Source organism: Affinundibacterium macrobrachii (assembly GCF_014652415.1).
Classification (GTDB): Bacteria; Pseudomonadota; Gammaproteobacteria; order Burkholderiales; family Burkholderiaceae_D; genus Undibacterium; species Undibacterium macrobrachii.
This window is the reverse complement of the sequence record NZ_BMYT01000004.1, coordinates 324,138-343,888: the sequence shown is the minus strand read 5'-3', so window position 1 is coordinate 343,888 and position 19,751 is coordinate 324,138. Positions and strand designations below refer to the sequence as shown.

General features: G+C 43.7%; 15 protein-coding genes and 1 tRNA gene. 6 read left to right on the top strand and 10 right to left on the bottom strand.

What is annotated here, in order from left to right; all coding sequences use genetic code 11:
• The first annotated feature begins 188 nt into the window (after nt 1-188).
• Nucleotides 189-1,154: a cation diffusion facilitator family transporter gene (locus tag IE103_RS13520; RefSeq protein ID WP_189346647.1), complete on the top strand. Its 966-nt coding sequence runs from the start codon at nt 189-191 to the stop codon at nt 1,152-1,154.
• Between the two features lie 6 nt (nt 1,155-1,160).
• Here IE103_RS13520 and IE103_RS13515 read toward each other — a convergent pair whose 3' ends face one another.
• The gene (locus IE103_RS13515) at nt 1,161-1,940 is read right to left on the bottom strand and encodes a spermine/spermidine synthase domain-containing protein (RefSeq protein ID WP_229827284.1); all 780 of its coding nucleotides are present in this window, start codon (nt 1,938-1,940) and stop codon (nt 1,161-1,163) included.
• A 10-nt stretch (nt 1,941-1,950) separates the two neighbouring features.
• Complete coding sequence (locus tag IE103_RS13510) at nt 1,951-2,517, bottom strand: DNA-3-methyladenine glycosylase I (protein WP_189346646.1); 567 nt, start codon at nt 2,515-2,517, stop codon at nt 1,951-1,953.
• 204 nt (nt 2,518-2,721) lie between these two features.
• Between IE103_RS13510 and IE103_RS13505 the strand changes: the two genes are divergently transcribed.
• Both IE103_RS13505 and IE103_RS13500 read left to right on the top strand, forming a co-directional pair.
• Nucleotides 2,722-4,221, top strand: coding sequence for a S41 family peptidase (locus IE103_RS13505; protein WP_189346645.1), 1,500 nt, complete (start codon nt 2,722-2,724; stop codon nt 4,219-4,221).
• Between the two features lie 104 nt (nt 4,222-4,325).
• Nucleotides 4,326-4,838, top strand: a complete 513-nt coding sequence (locus tag IE103_RS13500) for a peroxiredoxin family protein (protein ID WP_189346644.1) — start codon at nt 4,326-4,328, stop codon at nt 4,836-4,838.
• A 191-nt stretch (nt 4,839-5,029) separates the two neighbouring features.
• On the opposite strand, the gene lon is transcribed toward IE103_RS13500, so the two are convergent.
• From lon to IE103_RS13465, 7 genes are all read right to left on the bottom strand, one after another.
• Nucleotides 5,030-7,438, bottom strand: coding sequence for an endopeptidase La (gene lon / locus IE103_RS13495; protein WP_189346643.1), 2,409 nt, complete (start codon nt 7,436-7,438; stop codon nt 5,030-5,032).
• Nucleotides 7,439-7,670: 232 nt separating this feature from the next.
• On the bottom strand, nt 7,671-8,936 hold the full coding sequence (clpX, locus tag IE103_RS13490) for an ATP-dependent Clp protease ATP-binding subunit ClpX (RefSeq protein WP_189346642.1): 1,266 nt from the start codon (nt 8,934-8,936) through the stop codon (nt 7,671-7,673).
• 188 nt (nt 8,937-9,124) lie between these two features.
• Nucleotides 9,125-9,751 carry an ATP-dependent Clp endopeptidase proteolytic subunit ClpP gene (clpP, locus tag IE103_RS13485; RefSeq protein WP_308426995.1) on the bottom strand — a complete coding sequence of 209 codons (627 nt, stop codon included), beginning with the start codon at nt 9,749-9,751 and terminating at the stop codon, nt 9,125-9,127.
• A gap of 13 nt (nt 9,752-9,764) precedes the next feature.
• The gene (gene tig, locus IE103_RS13480; protein WP_189346641.1) at nt 9,765-11,108 is read right to left on the bottom strand and encodes a trigger factor; all 1,344 of its coding nucleotides are present in this window, start codon (nt 11,106-11,108) and stop codon (nt 9,765-9,767) included.
• A gap of 27 nt (nt 11,109-11,135) precedes the next feature.
• Nucleotides 11,136-11,222: transfer RNA gene (locus IE103_RS13475), tRNA-Leu, on the bottom strand.
• A gap of 233 nt (nt 11,223-11,455) precedes the next feature.
• Complete coding sequence (locus IE103_RS13470; RefSeq protein WP_189346640.1) at nt 11,456-14,566, bottom strand: efflux RND transporter permease subunit; 3,111 nt, start codon at nt 14,564-14,566, stop codon at nt 11,456-11,458.
• A complete protein-coding gene (locus IE103_RS13465) occupies nt 14,563-15,774 on the bottom strand; it encodes an efflux RND transporter periplasmic adaptor subunit (protein ID WP_229827283.1) in 1,212 nt (403 codons plus the stop codon). Before IE103_RS13465 ends, IE103_RS13470 begins: the two co-directional genes overlap by 4 nt.
• A gap of 383 nt (nt 15,775-16,157) precedes the next feature.
• On the opposite strand from IE103_RS13465, the gene hpnC reads away from it, so the two are divergent.
• Together hpnC and IE103_RS13455 are read left to right on the top strand one after the other, a co-directional pair.
• A complete protein-coding gene (gene hpnC / locus IE103_RS13460; RefSeq protein ID WP_189346639.1) occupies nt 16,158-16,967 on the top strand; it encodes a squalene synthase HpnC in 810 nt (269 codons plus the stop codon).
• Nucleotides 16,968-16,996: 29 nt separating this feature from the next.
• The gene (locus tag IE103_RS13455; protein ID WP_189346638.1) at nt 16,997-17,701 is read left to right on the top strand and encodes a M24 family metallopeptidase; all 705 of its coding nucleotides are present in this window, start codon (nt 16,997-16,999) and stop codon (nt 17,699-17,701) included.
• A 125-nt stretch (nt 17,702-17,826) separates the two neighbouring features.
• On the opposite strand, the gene IE103_RS13450 is transcribed toward IE103_RS13455, so the two are convergent.
• Nucleotides 17,827-18,681, bottom strand: coding sequence for a hypothetical protein (locus tag IE103_RS13450; RefSeq protein WP_189346637.1), 855 nt, complete (start codon nt 18,679-18,681; stop codon nt 17,827-17,829).
• A 228-nt stretch (nt 18,682-18,909) separates the two neighbouring features.
• Between IE103_RS13450 and hpnD the strand changes: the two genes are divergently transcribed.
• Complete coding sequence (hpnD, locus tag IE103_RS13445; protein ID WP_189346636.1) at nt 18,910-19,743, top strand: presqualene diphosphate synthase HpnD; 834 nt, start codon at nt 18,910-18,912, stop codon at nt 19,741-19,743.
• Nucleotides 19,744-19,751: the final 8 nt, after the last annotated feature.

The window sequence follows — 19,751 nt, the reverse complement described above, 5'->3', positions numbered from 1 at the left end:
TAGCAAACAACCTCTAAATCGTAAAGTGCTTTTTCTCGATTTCAAAAAAGCCTGATGTAATTCATTTTACAAAAATACCGTAACATGACTGAATTCCTGCCAATCAGAGCAAACCCAATCGAAGATACATGCGCTGAAAAACACAAATACCTTACAATACCAAATCGAATCTATAGAAATAACTCGCCATGCCACACGATGCACACACGCCCAACAAAGTAGGCACCCAAAACACCAAAAGCGCACATTTACACGCTCACCGTCATGGCGATGCGGAACATCAACATTACTTTGCGGATCGCAGCCAATCGATTTTAGCGTGGGCATTGGGTCTAACATTATTTTTCGCAGGCGTCGAAGTTGTCTTTGGTTTCTTATCAAATTCTCTGGCCTTGATTTCAGATGCTGGCCATATGGTCACCGATTCTGCTGCGCTTGGACTCGCCCTACTAGCACAATTAATTGCGAAACGACCACCAACAGCCAAACATACATTTGGATTTGGACGATCCGAAGCCTTGGCCGCGTTCGTCAACGGCTTGGTGATGTTGGGCGTGGTTGCTTGGATTAGCATTGAAGCAATCCAACGCCTTCAATCGCCAGAGGCAGTACAAGGTAAAGTCGTCATGATTGTTGCCGCGATTGGCCTAGCAATTAACATCGTTGTAGCATGGGTTCTATCTCACGACAAAGATAGTATGAACACACGTGCAGCATTAATTCATGTCATGGGAGATTTATTGGGGTCCGCAGCAGCGATCGTATCGGGCGCGATTATTTACTTTACAGCTTGGATGCCAATTGATCCGATACTATCGATCTTCGTTTCGCTGCTCATCTTGAAGTCAACCATGGGAGTTCTAAAAGAATCATTTCACTTCTTGATGAAGGGTGTTCCTCATCACATTGATTACGTACAAATTGGCACCGATCTGGAAACAACACCTGGCGTCGCATCAGTACACGACTTGCATGTTTGGGATATGTCCCCAGGCCAACCCGCATTAATTGGCCATTTAGAGATCGATGACTTGAGCGCGTGGCCAAGGATTTTAGAGAGCATTAAAAAAATGCTGCTTGAAAAACATGGCATCGATCACATCACTTTGCAGCCTGAGGTGTTGCGCGACGAAGAATTTGAGGCAAATGCCTAAAATTGATTAATCCTCGCCCGCCAGCATCCACTCCTTCAATCCGTTCACCCAGATTGGCGCTTGCAATTTGTAGTTCACCCGTAAAATTGCGGCGCGCTGATAAAGCGTTTCAAAGTCGATCACTGGTGCAGTCTTAAATGCGATCGCCACCACATTAGCATCATGTACTTCGGGAAGCCAAACCACCACGTCGAAACATTGCTGCATGGCGTGAATGTTCTTTTCGCGTTGTACATCATCCGCAAACAAATTCACTGTCATCATTCCTTCCGCAGTTAAAGATGCTGCACACGCTTCGTAAAATTCAAGGCTACTCAACACCGGACCATTCGCTTCTGCATCGTACAAATCGACTTGAATGACGTCCACCGTGCCGTGACGTTTTACATTTCTCACAAAATCGAATGCATCCATCTCAAGCACGTTTAATCGCGCATCATCAGCGGGTAACTTGAACTGATCCCGACACATTCGAATCACATTCGGATTTAGCTCTACTGCGGTGATTTTTGCATCAAGAAAATTGCGATAGCAAAACTTAGTTAACGATGCAGCTCCCAATCCCAATTGCACAATATGCTTAGGCAACATATTGAATAACATCCACAGATTCATCTGCTGTACATATTCAAGCTCAATTTGATCTGGCACTGCAAGACGCATTGAGCCCTGTATTGGAGCACAACTCGTATCATTGTTGACATCACTAGCAAGATGCAAAGAACGAACACCTCTAAATTCAGAGATAAAAACCTCGGGATGCTTATCTACACTTTTACTATTCAATTTTTTCTCTTTATGACTCTTTTAAAGATGAATGACGCCAAGCGCAATTTCGCGCATGATCATTTACTATGCCGATCGCTTGCATGTAGGCGTAAATAATCGTCGATCCAACAAACTTGAATCCACGTTTTTTTAAATCTTTCGAAATTTGATCCGACAACGGCGTCGTGATAATCCGCTCACCACGATTAATAATTGGCTCACCGTTAACGTAGGACCATAAATAGGCATCCAAACTTCCGCATTCAGAACACAACTGCAAATATGCTTTCGCGTTTGAGATGACTGCTTGAATTTTCAATCGATTACGAATGATGCCCGCATTTTGCATCAGGCTCTCTACTTTTGACGCATCATATCTCGCGATTTTTTTTGCATCCCAAGAATCAAAAGCCAAACGATAATTTTCCCGTTTATTGAGAACTGTTTCCCAACTTAGGCCGGCTTGAGCCCCTTCCAAATTAAGCATCTCAAACAATGTGAGCTCATCATGACAAGGGATGCCCCACTCATGATCGTGATATTGTAAATATAGTGGATTTGCAATATTTGCCCATCCACAGCGCGGTTTATTCATCAGCCCTAGCCTCTTCACTTTTAGAACCATGCCTGCGATCAAAATCTAAATTTACTTAAACTTAGTTCTATTTATTATTATTTTTGTTTTTTAGACACGCTCACAATCAACACCAAACAACTTCGATTATACTTCCCAAAGCAGTTACATAAGAACAATGCGCATACAACTCATAGATTCGACGAAGAATACAAAGGTCTAATAATGTCAAAACCAAGCTCCATCCAATTATCCAAACTCTTTGGAGTTCTATTAATTACAGGCTTAAGCGCATGCGGTGGTGGTAGTGGTGCAGGCGGAGGAAGCGATACACTAAGCCTCTGCAACAACGGGGCAGGTGCCTGCTCAGTTACGGGTAACAATAACTCAAATAACAACTCAGGAAATACTGGCAACAATAACAGCAACAACGGCAATAACAATGGAACCAGCACGGAAATCGGTCTGCCTAGCACCTATGCGAATATTTGCACGCCTAGCGTGGAAAAGACCTGGGTTCGAGCACACTTGAATGATGTGTACCTCTGGTATAAACAGATAGTGGAAGTACCAGTAGCCAACTACAGCACACCACAGTCGTACTTTGATGCACTACTTGTCAAGCCAAATGATCGCTTCAGTTTTACCGCAGATAAAGATGAAATTGATGGCTACTTTGAAGCGGGTGAAGATGTTAGTTTTGGCTACAAATTAGTGAATCAGAATAATAAGTTACGCGTCACTTTTGTACAGCCAAACTCACCGGCCGACTTACAACAAATAAAGCGTGGTGCTCAAATCGTTGGCTTGAATGGGGTACCGATTGAACAAGTCAGTTACAACAATCAAATTGCCGCCCTGTACCCAACAAGCTCACAGACTGTCACGAAATTCGAGATCCGCGATAATGGGGCGAGCAGCACTCGACTAGTCGAAATGAAAGCGACCAAGGTCACAACCAAGCCCGTTCTTCAAAACAAAATTATCGCCACACCAGATAACAAACGCCTTGGTTACATCGTTTTCACCGACCACATCGCGACCGCCTCAGATCCTCTGGTTGAAAGCATGCGCGAATTCAAACAACAAGGTATTGACGACTTGGTTTTAGATTTAAGATATAACGGTGGCGGCTATATTTACATTGCAAACGAAGTCGCTTCTATGATTGCGGGCAGCAAAGCACAAGGACGTGTTTTTGAACAACTTCAATACAATGACAAGCATCCCGACTGGACAGCCGAAAGCAAATTTTTCTTCACGAACAAGGCTCGCTCCGGACAAGATTTGCCACAATTAAACTTATCCAGGGTCTTTGTATTAACTAGTTCTCGCACCTGCTCCGCCAGCGAATCCATCATTAATGGTTTAGCTCCTTTCGTGCAAGTTATTACGATTGGCGGTACCACTTGCGGTAAACCATATGGCTTCAGCCAAAAAGATAATTGCGGCACTGCATACTTTGCGATTGAATTTAGTGGCATCAATGATGCTGGAACTGGAGGCTACGTCAACGGTTTTGCTGCAACCTGTCCTGCTTCTGATGACTTAGAAAACGAACTAGGCTCTCTAAATGAAAGACTGCTGGCAAATGCAGCAAGCTACAGTAAATCAGGCGTTTGTGGCCCAAGCGGCTACGCCCCAGCACCAGCATTTAGCATCAGTAGTGGTCGGATACTTGATATAGAGCCACACCCATTACGAAACAATCGCATTCGTAAGTAGACAAACAATTGAAGGCTCTCAGATGAGAGCCTTTTTTACTTATCTATGTAAGTTTCTCGCATGCTGACACGACAAATAGAAGGTTCAACTTTGTCGATCAAATCATGCGTAAATTAACTATATTCTTATCAATGTTTTTTCTTTCCATCGTGTTCAGCTCAAACACGATTGCACAACAACTGCATACCCCCGCTCAATTCGAATTAATAGGCTCTGGCTACAGTGGTAAAAAAATCGATTTGAGAGAGCTGAAAGGAAAAACAATCTTAATCAGCTTCTATAGCGCAGGCTGTGCGGTTTGTGCTCGCGATCTCAAACTCATGCGTGAATTTTACAGAGATAACAATCACAAAAACTTTGTTCTGATTGGCGTTAATCTCGACAAAACCAAACCCGAATTTGATTTATATACACAAATAGTGTCCGCAAGCATCCCGAAAAACCAACAATTTCCTTTGATGTGGCGTGGGAATGCAGAGAGCATAAAAGGCTTCGGCACACTTAGCACCGATCCTACTCACTTTTTAATTCATGCCGACGGCAATTTAAGCCTGAAACGCGAAGGCACACTCAAAGCAGAAGACTGGGACAATTTATGGGAGTCATTACATCTCTAAGTGATCTTGACCGGCGTGCTACGCAAGCAAGACTATAGCGAATAGAGAAATCCGTATTTACTCAAGACAATAGTGACTTAAGCCCTTTCAAATTCTAAAAACAAAAAAGCCAAATCTTGAAAACCAAGATTTGGCTTTTCGAAAAGTTAGTACAGAAATCTATATGAAGTGTGGTAAAAGACAGTGTCAAATTAATGCTTAATGGTTGAAGTATCCGTACCAGCGTCATTTTTTGCAACTGCCAGAACCGCCAATTCTTCCTCAGTCAATGCAACGGGCTGACGTTCTAACGCGATCTCCAAAACTTTATCAATCCAACGCACTGGGATAATTTCCAATTTGTTTTTGACGTTATCAGGTATTTCTGTCAGATCTTTTGCATTTTCTTCTGGAATCAACACGGTCTTAATTCCGCCACGATGTGCAGCCAATAGTTTCTCCTTCAAACCACCGATTGGCAGAACCTCACCGCGAAGCGTAATCTCACCCGTCATAGCAACATCAGCACGCACTGGTATTCCAGTAAAAATAGAAACCATTGCAGTCGTCATCGCTATTCCTGCTGATGGACCATCTTTCGGTGTCGCCCCCTCAGGCACATGAATATGCACATCGGTCTTTTCAAACAAATCTGCTTTAATACCCAAACGAGCGGCGCGGCTACGTACGACGGTGCGAGCAGCCTCAATTGACTCCTTCATCACATCACCAAGCGTACCGGTGCGAATAGTCGCGCCTTTACCCGGCATGGATACAGCTTCAATCGTCAACAAATCACCACCGACTTCTGTCCAAGCCAATCCAACCACTTGGCCAATTTGATTCTCTTTGGTCGCAACACCAAAATCGTATCGACGAACACCCAAAAATTTATCCAAATTTTTCGAGGTAATCGTGGCTTTCTTCTCGCTCTTCTTCAACAGTAACATCTTCACTACCTTACGGCAGATCTTTGAAACTTCACGCTCTAAAGAACGAACGCCGGCCTCACGCGTGTAATAACGAATAATGTCGCGAATCGCAGACTCCGATACCGAAATCTCATCCTCTTTCAAGCCGTTATTCTTGATTTGCTTAGGCAGCAAATAGCGTTGTGCGATGCTTGCTTTCTCATCTTCTGTGTAGCCTGAAAGACGAATCACTTCCATCCTATCCAACAAAGGAGCAGGAATATTATAAGAGTTGGATGTCGCAACAAACATCACATCAGAGAGATCAAAATCAACTTCAATATAGTGATCTGAGAATGTATGATTTTGTTCTGGATCTAACACCTCTAACAACGCAGAAGAAGGATCACCACGGAAATCGGCGCCCATCTTATCAACTTCATCTAACAAAAATAAAGGATTCCGCACGCCTACTTTAGATAAGCTTTGCAAAATCTTTCCTGGCATTGAGCCGATGTAAGTACGACGGTGACCGCGAATCTCTGCTTCATCACGTACGCCACCCAAAGCCATGCGTACAAACTTGCGATTGGTTGCGCGTGCAATCGACTGCCCCAACGAAGTCTTACCGACACCTGGGGGACCAACTAAGCAAAGAATTGGCGCCTTCAATTTATCAACGCGTTGTTGAACCGCGAGATACTCCAAGATGCGCTCTTTCACCTTATCCAAACCATAGTGATCATCGCTCAATACTTTTTCAGCATTAGTCAAATCATTGTTCACTTTGGATTTTTTCTTCCAAGGTAAGTTGACGATGGTATCGATGTAGTTTCGAACAACCGTCGCTTCTGCGGACATAGGCGACATCATTTTGAGTTTCTTCAACTCATTCATCGCTTTGTCGCGCGCTTCTTTCGGCATTTTTGCACCGGTAATTTTCTTTTCGAGTTCGTCGATATCTGCGCCTTCTTCGCCTTCGCCTAGCTCTTTTTGAATCGCTTTGACTTGCTCATTCAAATAGTACTCACGCTGCGACTTTTCCATCTGGCGCTTTACACGACCACGAATACGCTTTTCTACTTGAAGAATATCTAGCTCACCTTCAAGTTGGCCAAGCAAATGCTCAAGACGTTTAGCGACACTAACAATCTCTAAAATGACCTGCTTTTGCTCTAACTTTAATGGCAAGTGGGCAGCAATAGTGTCTGCCAAACGCCCAGCATCATCGATACCGGATAAAGACGCCAAAATCTCAGGTGGAATCTTCTTATTCAATTTTACATATTGGTCAAACTGCTGCACGATAGCACGACGCATTGCTTCGACTTCGGCATCTTCACCATCTTCTGCCGTGATTGGCGTGAGATCGGCAATAAAATGTGACTCAGAATCCGTAATCTGGTGAATACGTGCACGCTGCGCCCCTTCAACTAGCACCTTAACGGTGCCATCAGGAAGCTTCAACATTTGTAAAATATTCGCAATACAGCCAATTTCGTATATATCTTCTGCTGATGGCTCATCTTTTGCTGCTGCCTTCTGCGCAGCCAGCATGATGCACTTGCCCTGCTCCATCGCAGCTTCTAAAGCCTTGATTGATTTGGGACGACCTACAAATAATGGGATCACCATGTGAGGAAATACCACGACATCGCGCAGTGGCAACAATGGTAATTCTGTACGTTCAGTAATAGTGGAAGTTGTCATGGCGCACCTTTTTAAAAAAACTTTCATTCAATAGATTGGCGCACTAGGCTAAATCTCAAGCCCGTCATCCTAAAAAACAATAAAAAAAGCCACACAGAGAGAACTCCGGGTAGCTTTTCGGTTGAAGCCAAAATTTTCTATTGTTTCGATAAATTGTACCGCTTAATTGCGCGATTCACAGAGAAAGTCCCAAGAATCGCGCAATGTTTTCATATTTTTGTGCTGACGCAACTTAAGCACCAGCGACTTTAGGTTGCTCGTTATAAATCAATAAAGGTTTTGCGCCATTATTGATAGTATTTTCATCAATCACCACCTTAGATACATTTTTCTCGCTTGGTAGCTCAAACATAATATCTAGCAATGCATGCTCCAGAATCGAACGCAGACCGCGCGCCCCAGTTTTACGGGCGATAGCCTTCTTCGCTATTGCTTGCAATGCTGATGGACGAATTTCCAACTCACAGCCTTCCATCTCAAGCAGTTTTGCATATTGCTTAATCAAAGCATTTTTCGGCTCAACCAAAATTTGAATTAAGGCTGCTTCATCCAATTCCATCAAGGTCGCAATTACAGGCAAACGTCCAACCAATTCTGGAATAATGCCGAACTTAATTAAATCTTGTGGCTCTGCATCCAAAATTACTTCGCTAGCACTTTTCTGACTCTCGCTCTTAACACTTGCGCCGAATCCAATGCCACCTTTTTCAGAGCGATCAGAAATAATTTTCGCCAAACCATCAAACGCACCACCACAAATAAACATGATATTAGTCGTGTCAATTTGAATAAAGTCTTGATTAGGATGCTTACGTCCGCCTTGTGGAGGAACAGATGCCATTGTGCCTTCAATTAATTTCAGCAAAGCTTGTTGCACGCCCTCACCAGAAACGTCGCGTGTAATCGATGGATTTTCTGCTTTACGCGAGATTTTATCGATCTCATCGATATACACGATCCCTTTTTGTGCGCGCTCGACTTCATAATTACAGTTTTGCAGCAACTTCTGGATGATATTCTCGACGTCTTCGCCAACATACCCAGCTTCAGTCAATGTAGTCGCATCAGCGATTACAAAGGGAACATTCAACATACGCGCCAAAGTTTGCGCTAACAGAGTTTTACCAGAACCTGTTGGCCCAACTAATAAAATATTACTTTTAGCTAATTCAACATCATCCTTCTTACCCAGATGCTTGAGGCGCTTGTAATGGTTGTAAACGGCGACCGCCAAAATTCGCTTGGCCTTTTCTTGACCAATCACATACTGATCAAGTAATTCCGTAATTTCTACCGGCGTAGGCAAATCGCTTTTTGATGAAGAGATAGGCTCAAGCGCACTCATTTCATCACGAATAATATCGTTACACAAATCGATACATTCATCACAAATAAAGACAGATGGCCCCGCGATTAATTTTTTTACTTCATGCTGACTCTTTCCGCAAAATGAGCAATAAAGTAATTTTTCGCTGGAAGTACTTTTTTTATCTGACATAATACTTTTTAATAATTTTTACGAAGTAATCTATGAACGCTATATTACTGCAAAAAAATGCTAGCTCGCAGTAATACCCTACACAAATCCAATGTTTTTATTTCGCAGATATCTGCTAATGATCAAAAATAAAAACGCCCGCACCAAAAGGTTGCGGGCGTTTTCTTTTAAACCCTAGATACGGCTTTTTAAGCGCGATGTGTCAATACTTGATCAATCAAACCATATTCAGCAGCAGCATCGGCTGACATGAAATTATCTCGGTCTGTGTCTTTTGCGATTTGCTCAATCGTTTGACCAGTTTTCTCAGCTAAAATACCATTCAAACGCTCACGCAAATACAAAATTTCACGCGCCTGAATCTCGATATCCGATGCCTGACCTTGCGCGCCACCAAGTGGTTGATGAATCATGATGCGAGAATTTGGCAAAGAGAAACGTTTACCTTTCGCACCAGCTGCCAACAAGAAAGCCCCCATCGAAGCAGCCAATCCAGTACAAAGCGTAGAAACATCTGGCTTGATAAACTGCATCGTATCAAAGATCGCCATGCCGGCAGACACAGAACCACCTGGAGAGTTAATATAAAGCGAAATATCCTTATCAGGATTTTCACTCTCTAAAAACAACAACTGGGCAACAATCAAATTTGCTGCCTGATCATTCACAGGACCAACTAGAAAAATCACACGTTCTTTGAGCAAACGGGAGTAAATATCGTATGCACGCTCTCCACGCCCGCTTTGCTCAACGACCATCGGCACCATGCCAAGCATATTTGTTTCTAAACCAGAGTTATGAATGATGCCTGTCATGAATTATCCTATCTTATTTTGCTGCGTTATTACCCATCAGTTCGTCGAATGGCAAAACTGATTCGTTCACTTTTGCTTTACCCAACACATAGTTAACGACGTTTTCTTCTAATACAAGAGCTTCAACTTCAGCTAAACGATTACGATCACTATAGTAGTACTTCACAACTTGTTGAGGATCTTCGTAACTTTGCGCAAAATCTTCTACTTGCGCTTTGATTTGATCAGCAGTCGCTTGCAATTGATTCGCTTTAACCAATTCAGCCAAAATCAAACCTAAACGAACACGACGTTCAGCTTGTGCTGTAAATAATTCAGTTGGGAATGGTACGCCTTGCACATTCATACCGCGTTGTGCCATATCTTGACGCGTCATTTCAGCCAAACGCTCTGCATCCTGATCAATCAATGCTTTTGGCGCATCAAATTCAACTGCCTTCACCAAGGCATCCATAACGCTATCTTTAGTTTTTGCTTTTACGCGACCTTTAACTTCGCGTTCTAAGTTTTCTTTAATATCGTTGCGCATCTTGGCCAAATCGCCATCTTCTACGCCCAACATTTTCGCAAACTCTGCATCGACTTCTGGCAAATGCGCCCACTCTAACTTGGTCAAAGTGACAGTGAACTCTGCAGTTTTACCTGCCACATCTTTGCTGTGATAGTCTTCAGGGAAAGACAATGGGAACACTTTGGTTTCACCAACGTTCAGACCCAAAGTTGCTGTTTCAAATTCTGGCAACATACGGCCTTCGCCCAACACAAACGCGAAACCCTCTGCCTTGCCACCTGCAAATTCAACGCCGTCCAAAGTGCCAGTAAAATCGACTGTTGCACGATCACCAGATTGTGCAGATTGATCAGCACCACCATCACCGTGAGGACCTTGTTCACCCTTAACATGGAAATGAACACGTTGCTTACGCAAAATATCAATCGTCTTATCGATTTCAACGTCTGTAACATCAGTCTTAACCTGTGTTACTTCAACGCCAGACAAATCACCAACAACCACTTCCGGATACACTTCAAAAGTTGCATCGAAAGTTAAATAATTATCTGAATAACTTTTCTTCGGCTCAATACGTGGAAAGCCAGCAACGCGCAAGTTGTTTTCTTTTACTGCTTCAGCAAAAGCCAAGCCAACTTTATCATTAAGAACTTCGTTCTCAACTTGATAACCATATTGCGCGGCAACCATTTTCATCGGTACTTTACCTGGACGGAAGCCAGGCGCTTTTGCTGTACGAGCACGTACTTTCAAACGCTTTTCAATTTCCGGTTGCATTTCTGCGATTGGGAAAGTAATCGTAATACGGCGTTCTAATTTTTCTAAAGTTTCGACTGCAGTTGCCATGAAAATCGTCCAAATATAAAAAATCTGTGGTGCGAGAAGGGGGACTCGAACCCCCACACCATTGCTGGCGTCAGGACCTAAACCTGGTGCGTCTACCAATTTCGCCATCCTCGCGGGATGAAAACACCTCCGGTAGAAAGACCGGCACAAAAGCAAAGGGCGACTTCGATTGCATTGTCGCCCATAACTTGTGCTGTGGCATTTCAACTTCAACCAACTATTCTACTAGATTTTACGCAAACTTGTCTCGATTTTTTTCTACTCAAATTGAAACTGCGTCATTTTTATTCTGCCTTTCGTCTTTTTTTAATCAAAAACGAAAGGCCGAAATAAATTGCACGATCTCACTACGCCGATTTAGCCGGCTCTTTAATTCTAAACCACGCTGCATACAGCGCTGGCAAAAAGAGCAAAGTCAAAGCGGTAGCGATAATCAAACCGCCCATAATCGCAACTGCCATCGGCCCCCAAAATACGGAGCGGGACAATGGAATCATCGCAAGTACAGCCGCAGCAGCTGTCAGAATGATAGGACGGAATCGACGCACAGCCGCCTCGACAATTGCATCCCAAGCTGGAACACCCGCCGCTCTATCTTGTTCAATTTGATCAATCAGAATCACTGAATTTCGAATGATCATACCGAACAATGCAATCACTCCAAGCTGCGCAACGAAGCCAAACGGTCTTTGCAAAATCAATAAAGCCATCGCAGCACCCGCTACGCCGAGTGGTCCAGTCAAGAACACTAAAACAGAGCGAGAAAAACTGTGCAACTGCAACATCAATAGAGTGAAAATAATAAAAATCACCAATGGCACGTTAGCCGCAATTGATTCTTGTGCTTTACCACTGTCAGCAGCAGCACCTGCCAATTCAATTTTATAGCCAGGCAATAAGGTCGCTCGGATTGCATCTAGCTTGGGATCAATTTGAGCAGACACAGTTGGGCCTTGAATACCATCGACCACATCCGATTGCACAGTAACCGCCCATTCACGCCCTTCACGCCAAACAACACCAGGTTCCCAAGCCAAAGAAATTTTTGCTACTTGCGATAGTGGAACGGTTTTTCCACTAGCAGTTGGAATATTCGCGTTGCTCAGTGCTTGCACGGTCGAACGTTCATCTACTGGCTGACGAACAACGATATCAATCAATTTATTCGACTCTCTAAATTGTCCGACAGTGGTACCAGTCAAAATTGTATTCGCGGCACGCATCACGTTTTGTGAAGTTACGCCCAAGGCGCGCAGCTTATCTTGATCCATATCGATACGAACTGTCTTCACAGACTCGTTCCAGTTATCGTTCACGCCGATGGCATTTGGATTCGCATTCATCACCGCTTTGACGCGATCAGCAACCTCACGCACTTTTGCGACATCTAAGCCAGTGACGCGGAACTGAACTGGATATGGTACTGGCGGACCGTTTGGCAATAACTTAACTCGACCACGCACCTCAGGAAAATCTTCTTTAAATGCCTGATTGATTTTCAAACGTAAAGCTTCACGCGACTTCAAATCTTTTGGCAATACCACGATCTGCGTCACATTGGTCTGCGGGAAAATCTGATCTAACGGCAAGTAGAAACGAGGACTCCCCGTGCCAACATAGCTCGTAATACTCTCCACGCCTGACTGCTTCTGAATGAATGCCTCAAATTTTTTCGCCTGTGCTTCAGTTGCTGTAAAAGAGGAGCCCTCAGGCAACCATAACTCAACCATTAATTCTGGGCGACTTGAATCTGGAAAGAACTGCTGTTCAATAAATTTGAAACCAAAAACACCCAAGCCAAATACGGCCAAAGTAATAGCTATCGTTGTTTTACGCCATGTGACACACCAATTCACCAATACTCTAAAGCGTGAATAAAACGGCGTATCAAATAATTCATGATTACCATCCGCGCCCGCATGTGGCTTAACGCGCAACAATAAATAACCAAGATAAGGTGTAAATAAAACCGCTGCCAACCATGATATCAACAACGCTAAAGCATTCACTGAGAACATCGAGAAGGTATATTCACCCGCGGCAGACTCAGCCAATCCAATCGGTAAAAATCCAGCCGCTGTGATTAATGTTCCGGTCAGCATCGGCATCGCTGTCGAGCTGTAGGCGAAAGTTGCCGCATCAAATCGCGAGAAGCCCTCTTCCATTTTACGCACCATCATCTCGACTGCAATAATCGCATCGTCTACGAGCAGACCGAGCGCAATGATCAGCGCACCAAGTGAAATTTTATGCAAATCAATATTGAAGATGCGCATAAATAAGAAGGTAACCGCCAACACCAATGGAATTGTCAAGCCTACGACCAGCCCAGGCCACACATCCAGTCGCCAAGGCTTAGTGTGCAAGCCGAGTGATAAAAAACTCACCGCCAACACAATCACAACCGCCTCGATCAAGGTATTAACAAATTCCCCTACCGATGACGCCACAATTTTTGGTTGATCAGAAACACGATCCAATTGAATCCCAACCGGCAGCTGCGATTTAATCGACGTAACTTCCTTCTCTAAGTTTTTGCCTAGCTCGATGATGTTTCCGCCCTTTTCCATCGATATGCCAAGACCAATTACCTCTTTACCATTGAAGCGCATTTTATCGACTGGTGGATTCTTATACTCGCGTTTCACGACCGCAAAATCGCCCAATCGGAAAGTCGTTCCATTTGCACGCAAACGCAAATTTTCTAAATCTTTCACCGTCAACAACGCACCAGAAATGCGAACTTGCAAATTGCTGGAGGAAGTCGTTAGCACGCCAGTTGGATCTATCGTATTTTGCGAATTGATTTGCGAGACGATCGTTTCGAACGGTACGCCTAATTGAGAAAATTTCTTTTGTGAAAACTCAATATTAATTTTCTCTTCCTGCACACCAAACATTTCGACTTTTGCGACCTTTGGAATACGCAAGAATTGCTGCCGTACGAAGTCGGCGTATTCACGCATTTCTTCGTAATTAAACCCATCCGCTGAAATCGCAAAAATCGAGCCGTAGGTATCGCCAAACTCATCATTAAAAAACGGCCCAACCACACCGGCAGGCAAAGTGCCTTTGATGTCACCAATTTTCTTACGTACTTGATACCAAGTTTGCGAGGTTTCTTTTGGCGGTGTTGATTCTCGCAATTGCAAGATAATCAGGGTCTCGCCTGGCTTTGAATAGCTACGAATCTTGTCAACGTAAGGCGCTTCTTGTAATTTTTTCTCAAGCTTATCAGTCACTTGCTCAGCCATCTGCAAAGCAGTTGCACCTGGCCAAACCGCACGAACCACCATCGCTCTAAATGTAAATGGTGGGTCCTCATCTTGGCCTAATTTTGCAAAACTAAAAATCCCGCCCAATAGCAATGCAACCATCAAATAACGCGTTAGCGGAATATGTTCCAGTGCCCAACGCGAAAGATTGAATCCAGATTTATCGTGATTATCCTGACTCATTTAGATGCTCCTACAGCAGAAGCAGACACTGAAGCAGGTGCAGCACTTGCTGCCGCCCGTGTCGGCGCGGATTCCACGCCGAGAATATGCACTTTTTGACCCGCCTTCAACAAATTAACACCAGCAGTCACCACAGTCTGGCCAGCTTGAATTCCACTAGAAATCAACACATCTTCGCCACTGGTAGAACCAATTTGAACTGGTACTAACTTCACTGCCCCAGACTCAACAATCCACACTGAACTCACATTTTTTTCTTGGAATAATGCTGTCAAAGGCAAACGCACCATCTGCACCTCGCTTTTCATGCCAAAAATGACATTGGCAGTCATTCCCAACTGAACATCTTTTGCATTATTAGGTAAGGCGATTTTCGCAACAAAGGTGCGCGTCACAGGATCTGCAATCGGTGATAATTCGCGCAACTTCGCGGCATAAACCTCGCCACTATTGGCCCACAATTTAACCTTGATATCATTCAATTGACGGATCGAATTGATCTTATCTTCTGGAACACCGACCACAACATCCATGTCACCTGCTTTCGCTACGCGCACAACCGGTGTACCAGCGGCAACTACCTGCCCCACTTCTGCCTCAATTCCTGTAACAACACCATCAATATCAGCAAGCAAGCTCGCATATCCTGCTTGATTTGATTGATTCGATAAAGCAGCCTTTGCTTGTTCATAGCTAGCTTGCGCTGCTTTGTATGCAGTTTCTTTGGCATCCAAAACTGCTTGCGCAACAAAATTCTTTTCACGTAACTCTTGGTAACGCTTCAATTCTGCCTTCGCCAAATCGCGATTACTTTCTGCCGCACTTAACCCTGCTCGTGCCTGTGCTTGGCCTAACAATAAATCTTGTGGATCAAGCTGCATCAATACTTGACCACGTGTCACTACAGTGCCCAACTCAACCTTACGGGCGACAATTTTTCCTGGTACACGAAAACCAAGACGCGACTCAATTTTTGCCCGCACTTCACCAGACAATTCGACCGCAGACTCGGTTCCTTGAAACTGCGCTTGGATCGCGCGTACTGGACGAATATCCTCCGTCTTTTCCACTTTTTTCGAGCAGGCAGTCAGCGACAACATTGCCGCCAAACCCAGCAAATTCATCGCTAAAAATATTTTTTTTCGAATCATTGGTGTCGAATTAGGAAGCGCAGAAAGCTGGTGAGGATGAGATGGTGAATTAAACACGAGAATTATTCCTTTACGATTTCATCAATGATGCGATAGTCAATGACGCTTACGGATGACTGAAGGCTACAGCAAATAGGTTCTAAATACATAGATAAAGACATTAATCGAGGACTATTTGAAAACAATCCAGATTACACTAATTGAATTGCAAACTTACGCCAATGGATAGCACGCTATTTGATATTCACAAGTGATTAGAATCAGAAATAAAGTCTAAACAAATCTAGATTTCTGAAACACTAGCCTTTTTTAAAATTTAAAAAACAAACACAATTACTGACTTATGAGTTATTAATTATAATCACGAATCTTTTCCTTGCCAATGACTTTCGAGTCATTTATTTTTGCAGTTATTCAAATAACAAAGAACAGCACCCACTATGAGTGTTAATCACTACGAAAATTTTCCAGTCGCATCGTGGCTAATGCCAGCACATTTGCGGCCAGCAGTAAAAACGATTTATGCATTTGCTCGCAGTGCCGATGACCTTGCTGACGAAGGCAGCGCCAGCGACCTTGAGCGCTTATCCGCTTTAGCGGAATATGAAAATAACTTGGAACTAATACGTAACAAGCAAGCTTGCCAGCATCCCTTGTTTAACGATTTAGCTGAAGTTATCTCAACACATCAGCTACCCATTTCACCATTTTTTGATTTACTAAGCGCATTTAAACAAGATGTCACATGTAAGCGCTATGATTACTTTACTAGCCTTTTACAATACTGCGATCATTCTGCCAATCCAGTTGGGCGCATCATGCTGCATCTATATAAAGAAACTGCTAGCGACAATCTGGTAAAGTCAGACTTGATTTGCAGCGCTTTACAGCTTATTAATTTTTGGCAAGATATTGCAATTGATTGGCAAAAATCCCGCGTCTATGTTCCGCAAGAAGACTTGCTGCGCTTTCATGTTAGCGAGTCTCAAATTGCCGAAGGTGTTTGCAATCAGGCTTGGCGCGCATTGATGCAATTTCAGATAAATCGAACTCGACAAATGATGATTACCGGCAGTCCGTTATGCAAAAGACTACCAGGGCGATTTGGCTTTGAATTGCGCTTGGTGGTACAAGGTGGTTTACGCATCCTCGAAAAGATCGAAGCGGCAGATATGGACATTTTTCAGCATCGCCCTACGATTCAAGCCACAGACTCACCATTGCTGTTGTGGCGCGCGCTAAAAATGTAAGTTCAACTATTTCATCCACGAGTCAAAACATGCCTGATGCATCGCTGGTTCAGTCGTACCAACAAATCCAAACCCAAGCAAAACGGGTAATGGCTGAACTATCTCGCCTGATTACGCCTGAGGATAGCGAACATAGCATTGCAACAAAAGCCTATGCACTTTTATGCGAGCAAGGCTTACACGAAACTTGGTATTACAACTGCCCTGCCTTAGTGTTAGCAGGCACTCGTAGCTGTCTCTCAGTATCAGGCAGAGAATATCAAGCTAGTACAGAAAAGCTTGGCGGCAAGAACTTGATTAGTATCGACTTAAGCCCATGCCAAGGCGCAATTTGGGCAGATTATTCACGCACATTTGCATTCGAATTTGGCTGTTGCGTTGAACATCCCAAAACCCGCGAATATCAGAATGGGATAGATTTTCTCAAACGACTACACGAAGAAATGTGTGCTTGGGTGAATCCAGAAACCAGTTTTCACAAACTTTATCAATGGAGCAATGTGCGAATACGTGAAAGCGGTTTTGTGAATCTTGATTTCCGAACCAATGTCGGACATAGCATTGAAGTCGAACGTGAGCGACGCCAATACATCCAAGCGCATAACCAGCAGTTAATTTCGAACGTCAACTTCTTTAGCTTCGAGCCATTTGTTCGTTTAAAAGGTGGTCACTGGGGCTTTAAGCATGAGGACATTTACTACTTCGGCCAAGATGGGCGCTTAAATTGCCTGTAGTTCCCTATAGTTGCCTATAAAAAAAGCCAAGACGAACTTGGCTTTTTCTACTGCATTTATTTCGACACCACTGTTTAATTTATCAATTATTTCGCTAAATTAAGATGCGGTGCTGAAACGCCAAACTAAGCGGCCACACAAGTAATGCCAATTGCACTTGCCGGAGCGGGATTCTCTAAAGACGCTTTTCCCTTGCCATTCGTGACAGTACATTTTTGGCCAGTTGGCTGCGTGGTAATTTGCAAATCATAATTCTCGCCATCAGACAAACTAAACGACATTGTGTACGCACCATCAGCTAATAAATTACGTGCATCAGTAGTGCCATCCGCTAACGTATTTGAGATCGTTAAGAATGTTCCTGATTTCAGACCCGCCAAAGATCCACCGATTGGCACACCAGTCGCACAAGTTACCGCGATATTGCTTGGAGGACTGCTTAAATTCGCAACGCCGCTGGCATTTTGGATTTTGCAAACTTGACCAACTGGTGGCAAAAATACTTTTGCTGCATATTCTTTACCGTTCACAGCATAGGTCTGAAACGAGAACACGCCATCTGCTGTCAAGGTAGTTTGTGTCGCACCATTCATCGATAAAGTTAGCGATTTACTAGCGCCAAGGCCAGTTAATGAACCTGCCAAAGGAACATTTGGTACACAAGTGACCGCAATATTATTCACTGGCGCTTCGCCACTCATCTTGCCTTTTCCGTTCGCTACTGTGCAATTCACCGGGTTCGGCTGTTGCCCAACAGTGATATCGTAAGAAGCATTGCTGGCTACACGAAACGAAAATGAACCATCTACAGACAATGCCTGAGTGTAACCAACTTCATTGACCAAAACCAAATAACTACCTGTCGTCGTCAAGCCTTTTACGGTGCCACCAACGGTCGTGTAGACAAAGCCACCGCACCCAACCAAAACACCTGCGATCAAAGCACTCAAAACTGCTACTTTTTTATTTAATTTAATCAAGATAAGTCTACCTTATTACGATATATGAACGACTCAACGCAGCTTGCAACACAAATTCACTGCACAATAAGCTGGCATTGTACAACATGCTCGCCGCATTTTTTTGTCTATATATTGTAAGAACGAATGCAAATATGCGTTTCCACGCAAACCGATGGAAGTTTGTACTTAGGCGCGCAGTCGGTTAGCATTACGCCTTAATTCATATTCCAGCCTACCTAATCAAGCATGTCACCAGACGAATATTGCCAAGAAAAAGCCGCACAGAGCGGCTCCAGTTTTTACTACAGCTTTTTATTTCTGCCACAAGAGAAGCGCCGCGCGATTACCGCGCTGTATGCATTTTGTCGCGAAGTTGACGACGTTGTCGACGATTGCACCGATGAATCGGTCGCCAGAAACAAGCTGATTTGGTGGCGTCAAGAAATCCAAGCTATGCTAAAAAATAATCCTAGCCATCCAGTAACCAAAGCTTTGCAGCCGCATCTGCAAACTTACCAACTAGACGGCGCACATTTTTTAGCGATTATTGATGGCATGGAGATGGATTTAAATCAAAATCGCTATCTCGACTTTATCGGATTGCAGCGTTATTGCTGGCATGTCGCTGGTGTCGTTGGCGTGCTCTCTGCGAGCATATTCGGCATCAAAAATCCGCAAACAAAACAATTTGCCGAAAAATTAGGGTTAGCATTTCAATTGACCAATATCATTCGCGATGTTGGTGAAGATGCGCGCAAAGGTCGCATCTATTTGCCTGTGAATGAGTTACAACAATTTAATGTGCCAGCGAGCGATATATTAAATGCACGTCATAGCGAACAATTTGTCGCACTGATGCAATTCCAATATGAACGTACGCAAAAACTGTATGACGAAGCATTTGCACTATTACCCGATGAAGATCGTCGTGCCCAGCGCACAGGTTTGATCATGGCTGCAATTTACCGAGCGCTGCTGGTAGAGATTCAACAAGACCAGTTCCAAGTTTTAAAGCAGAGAATTTCTTTAACACCGATACGCAAACTATGGTTGGCGTGGAAAACGTATGTGCGTGGTTAACTCCCCTA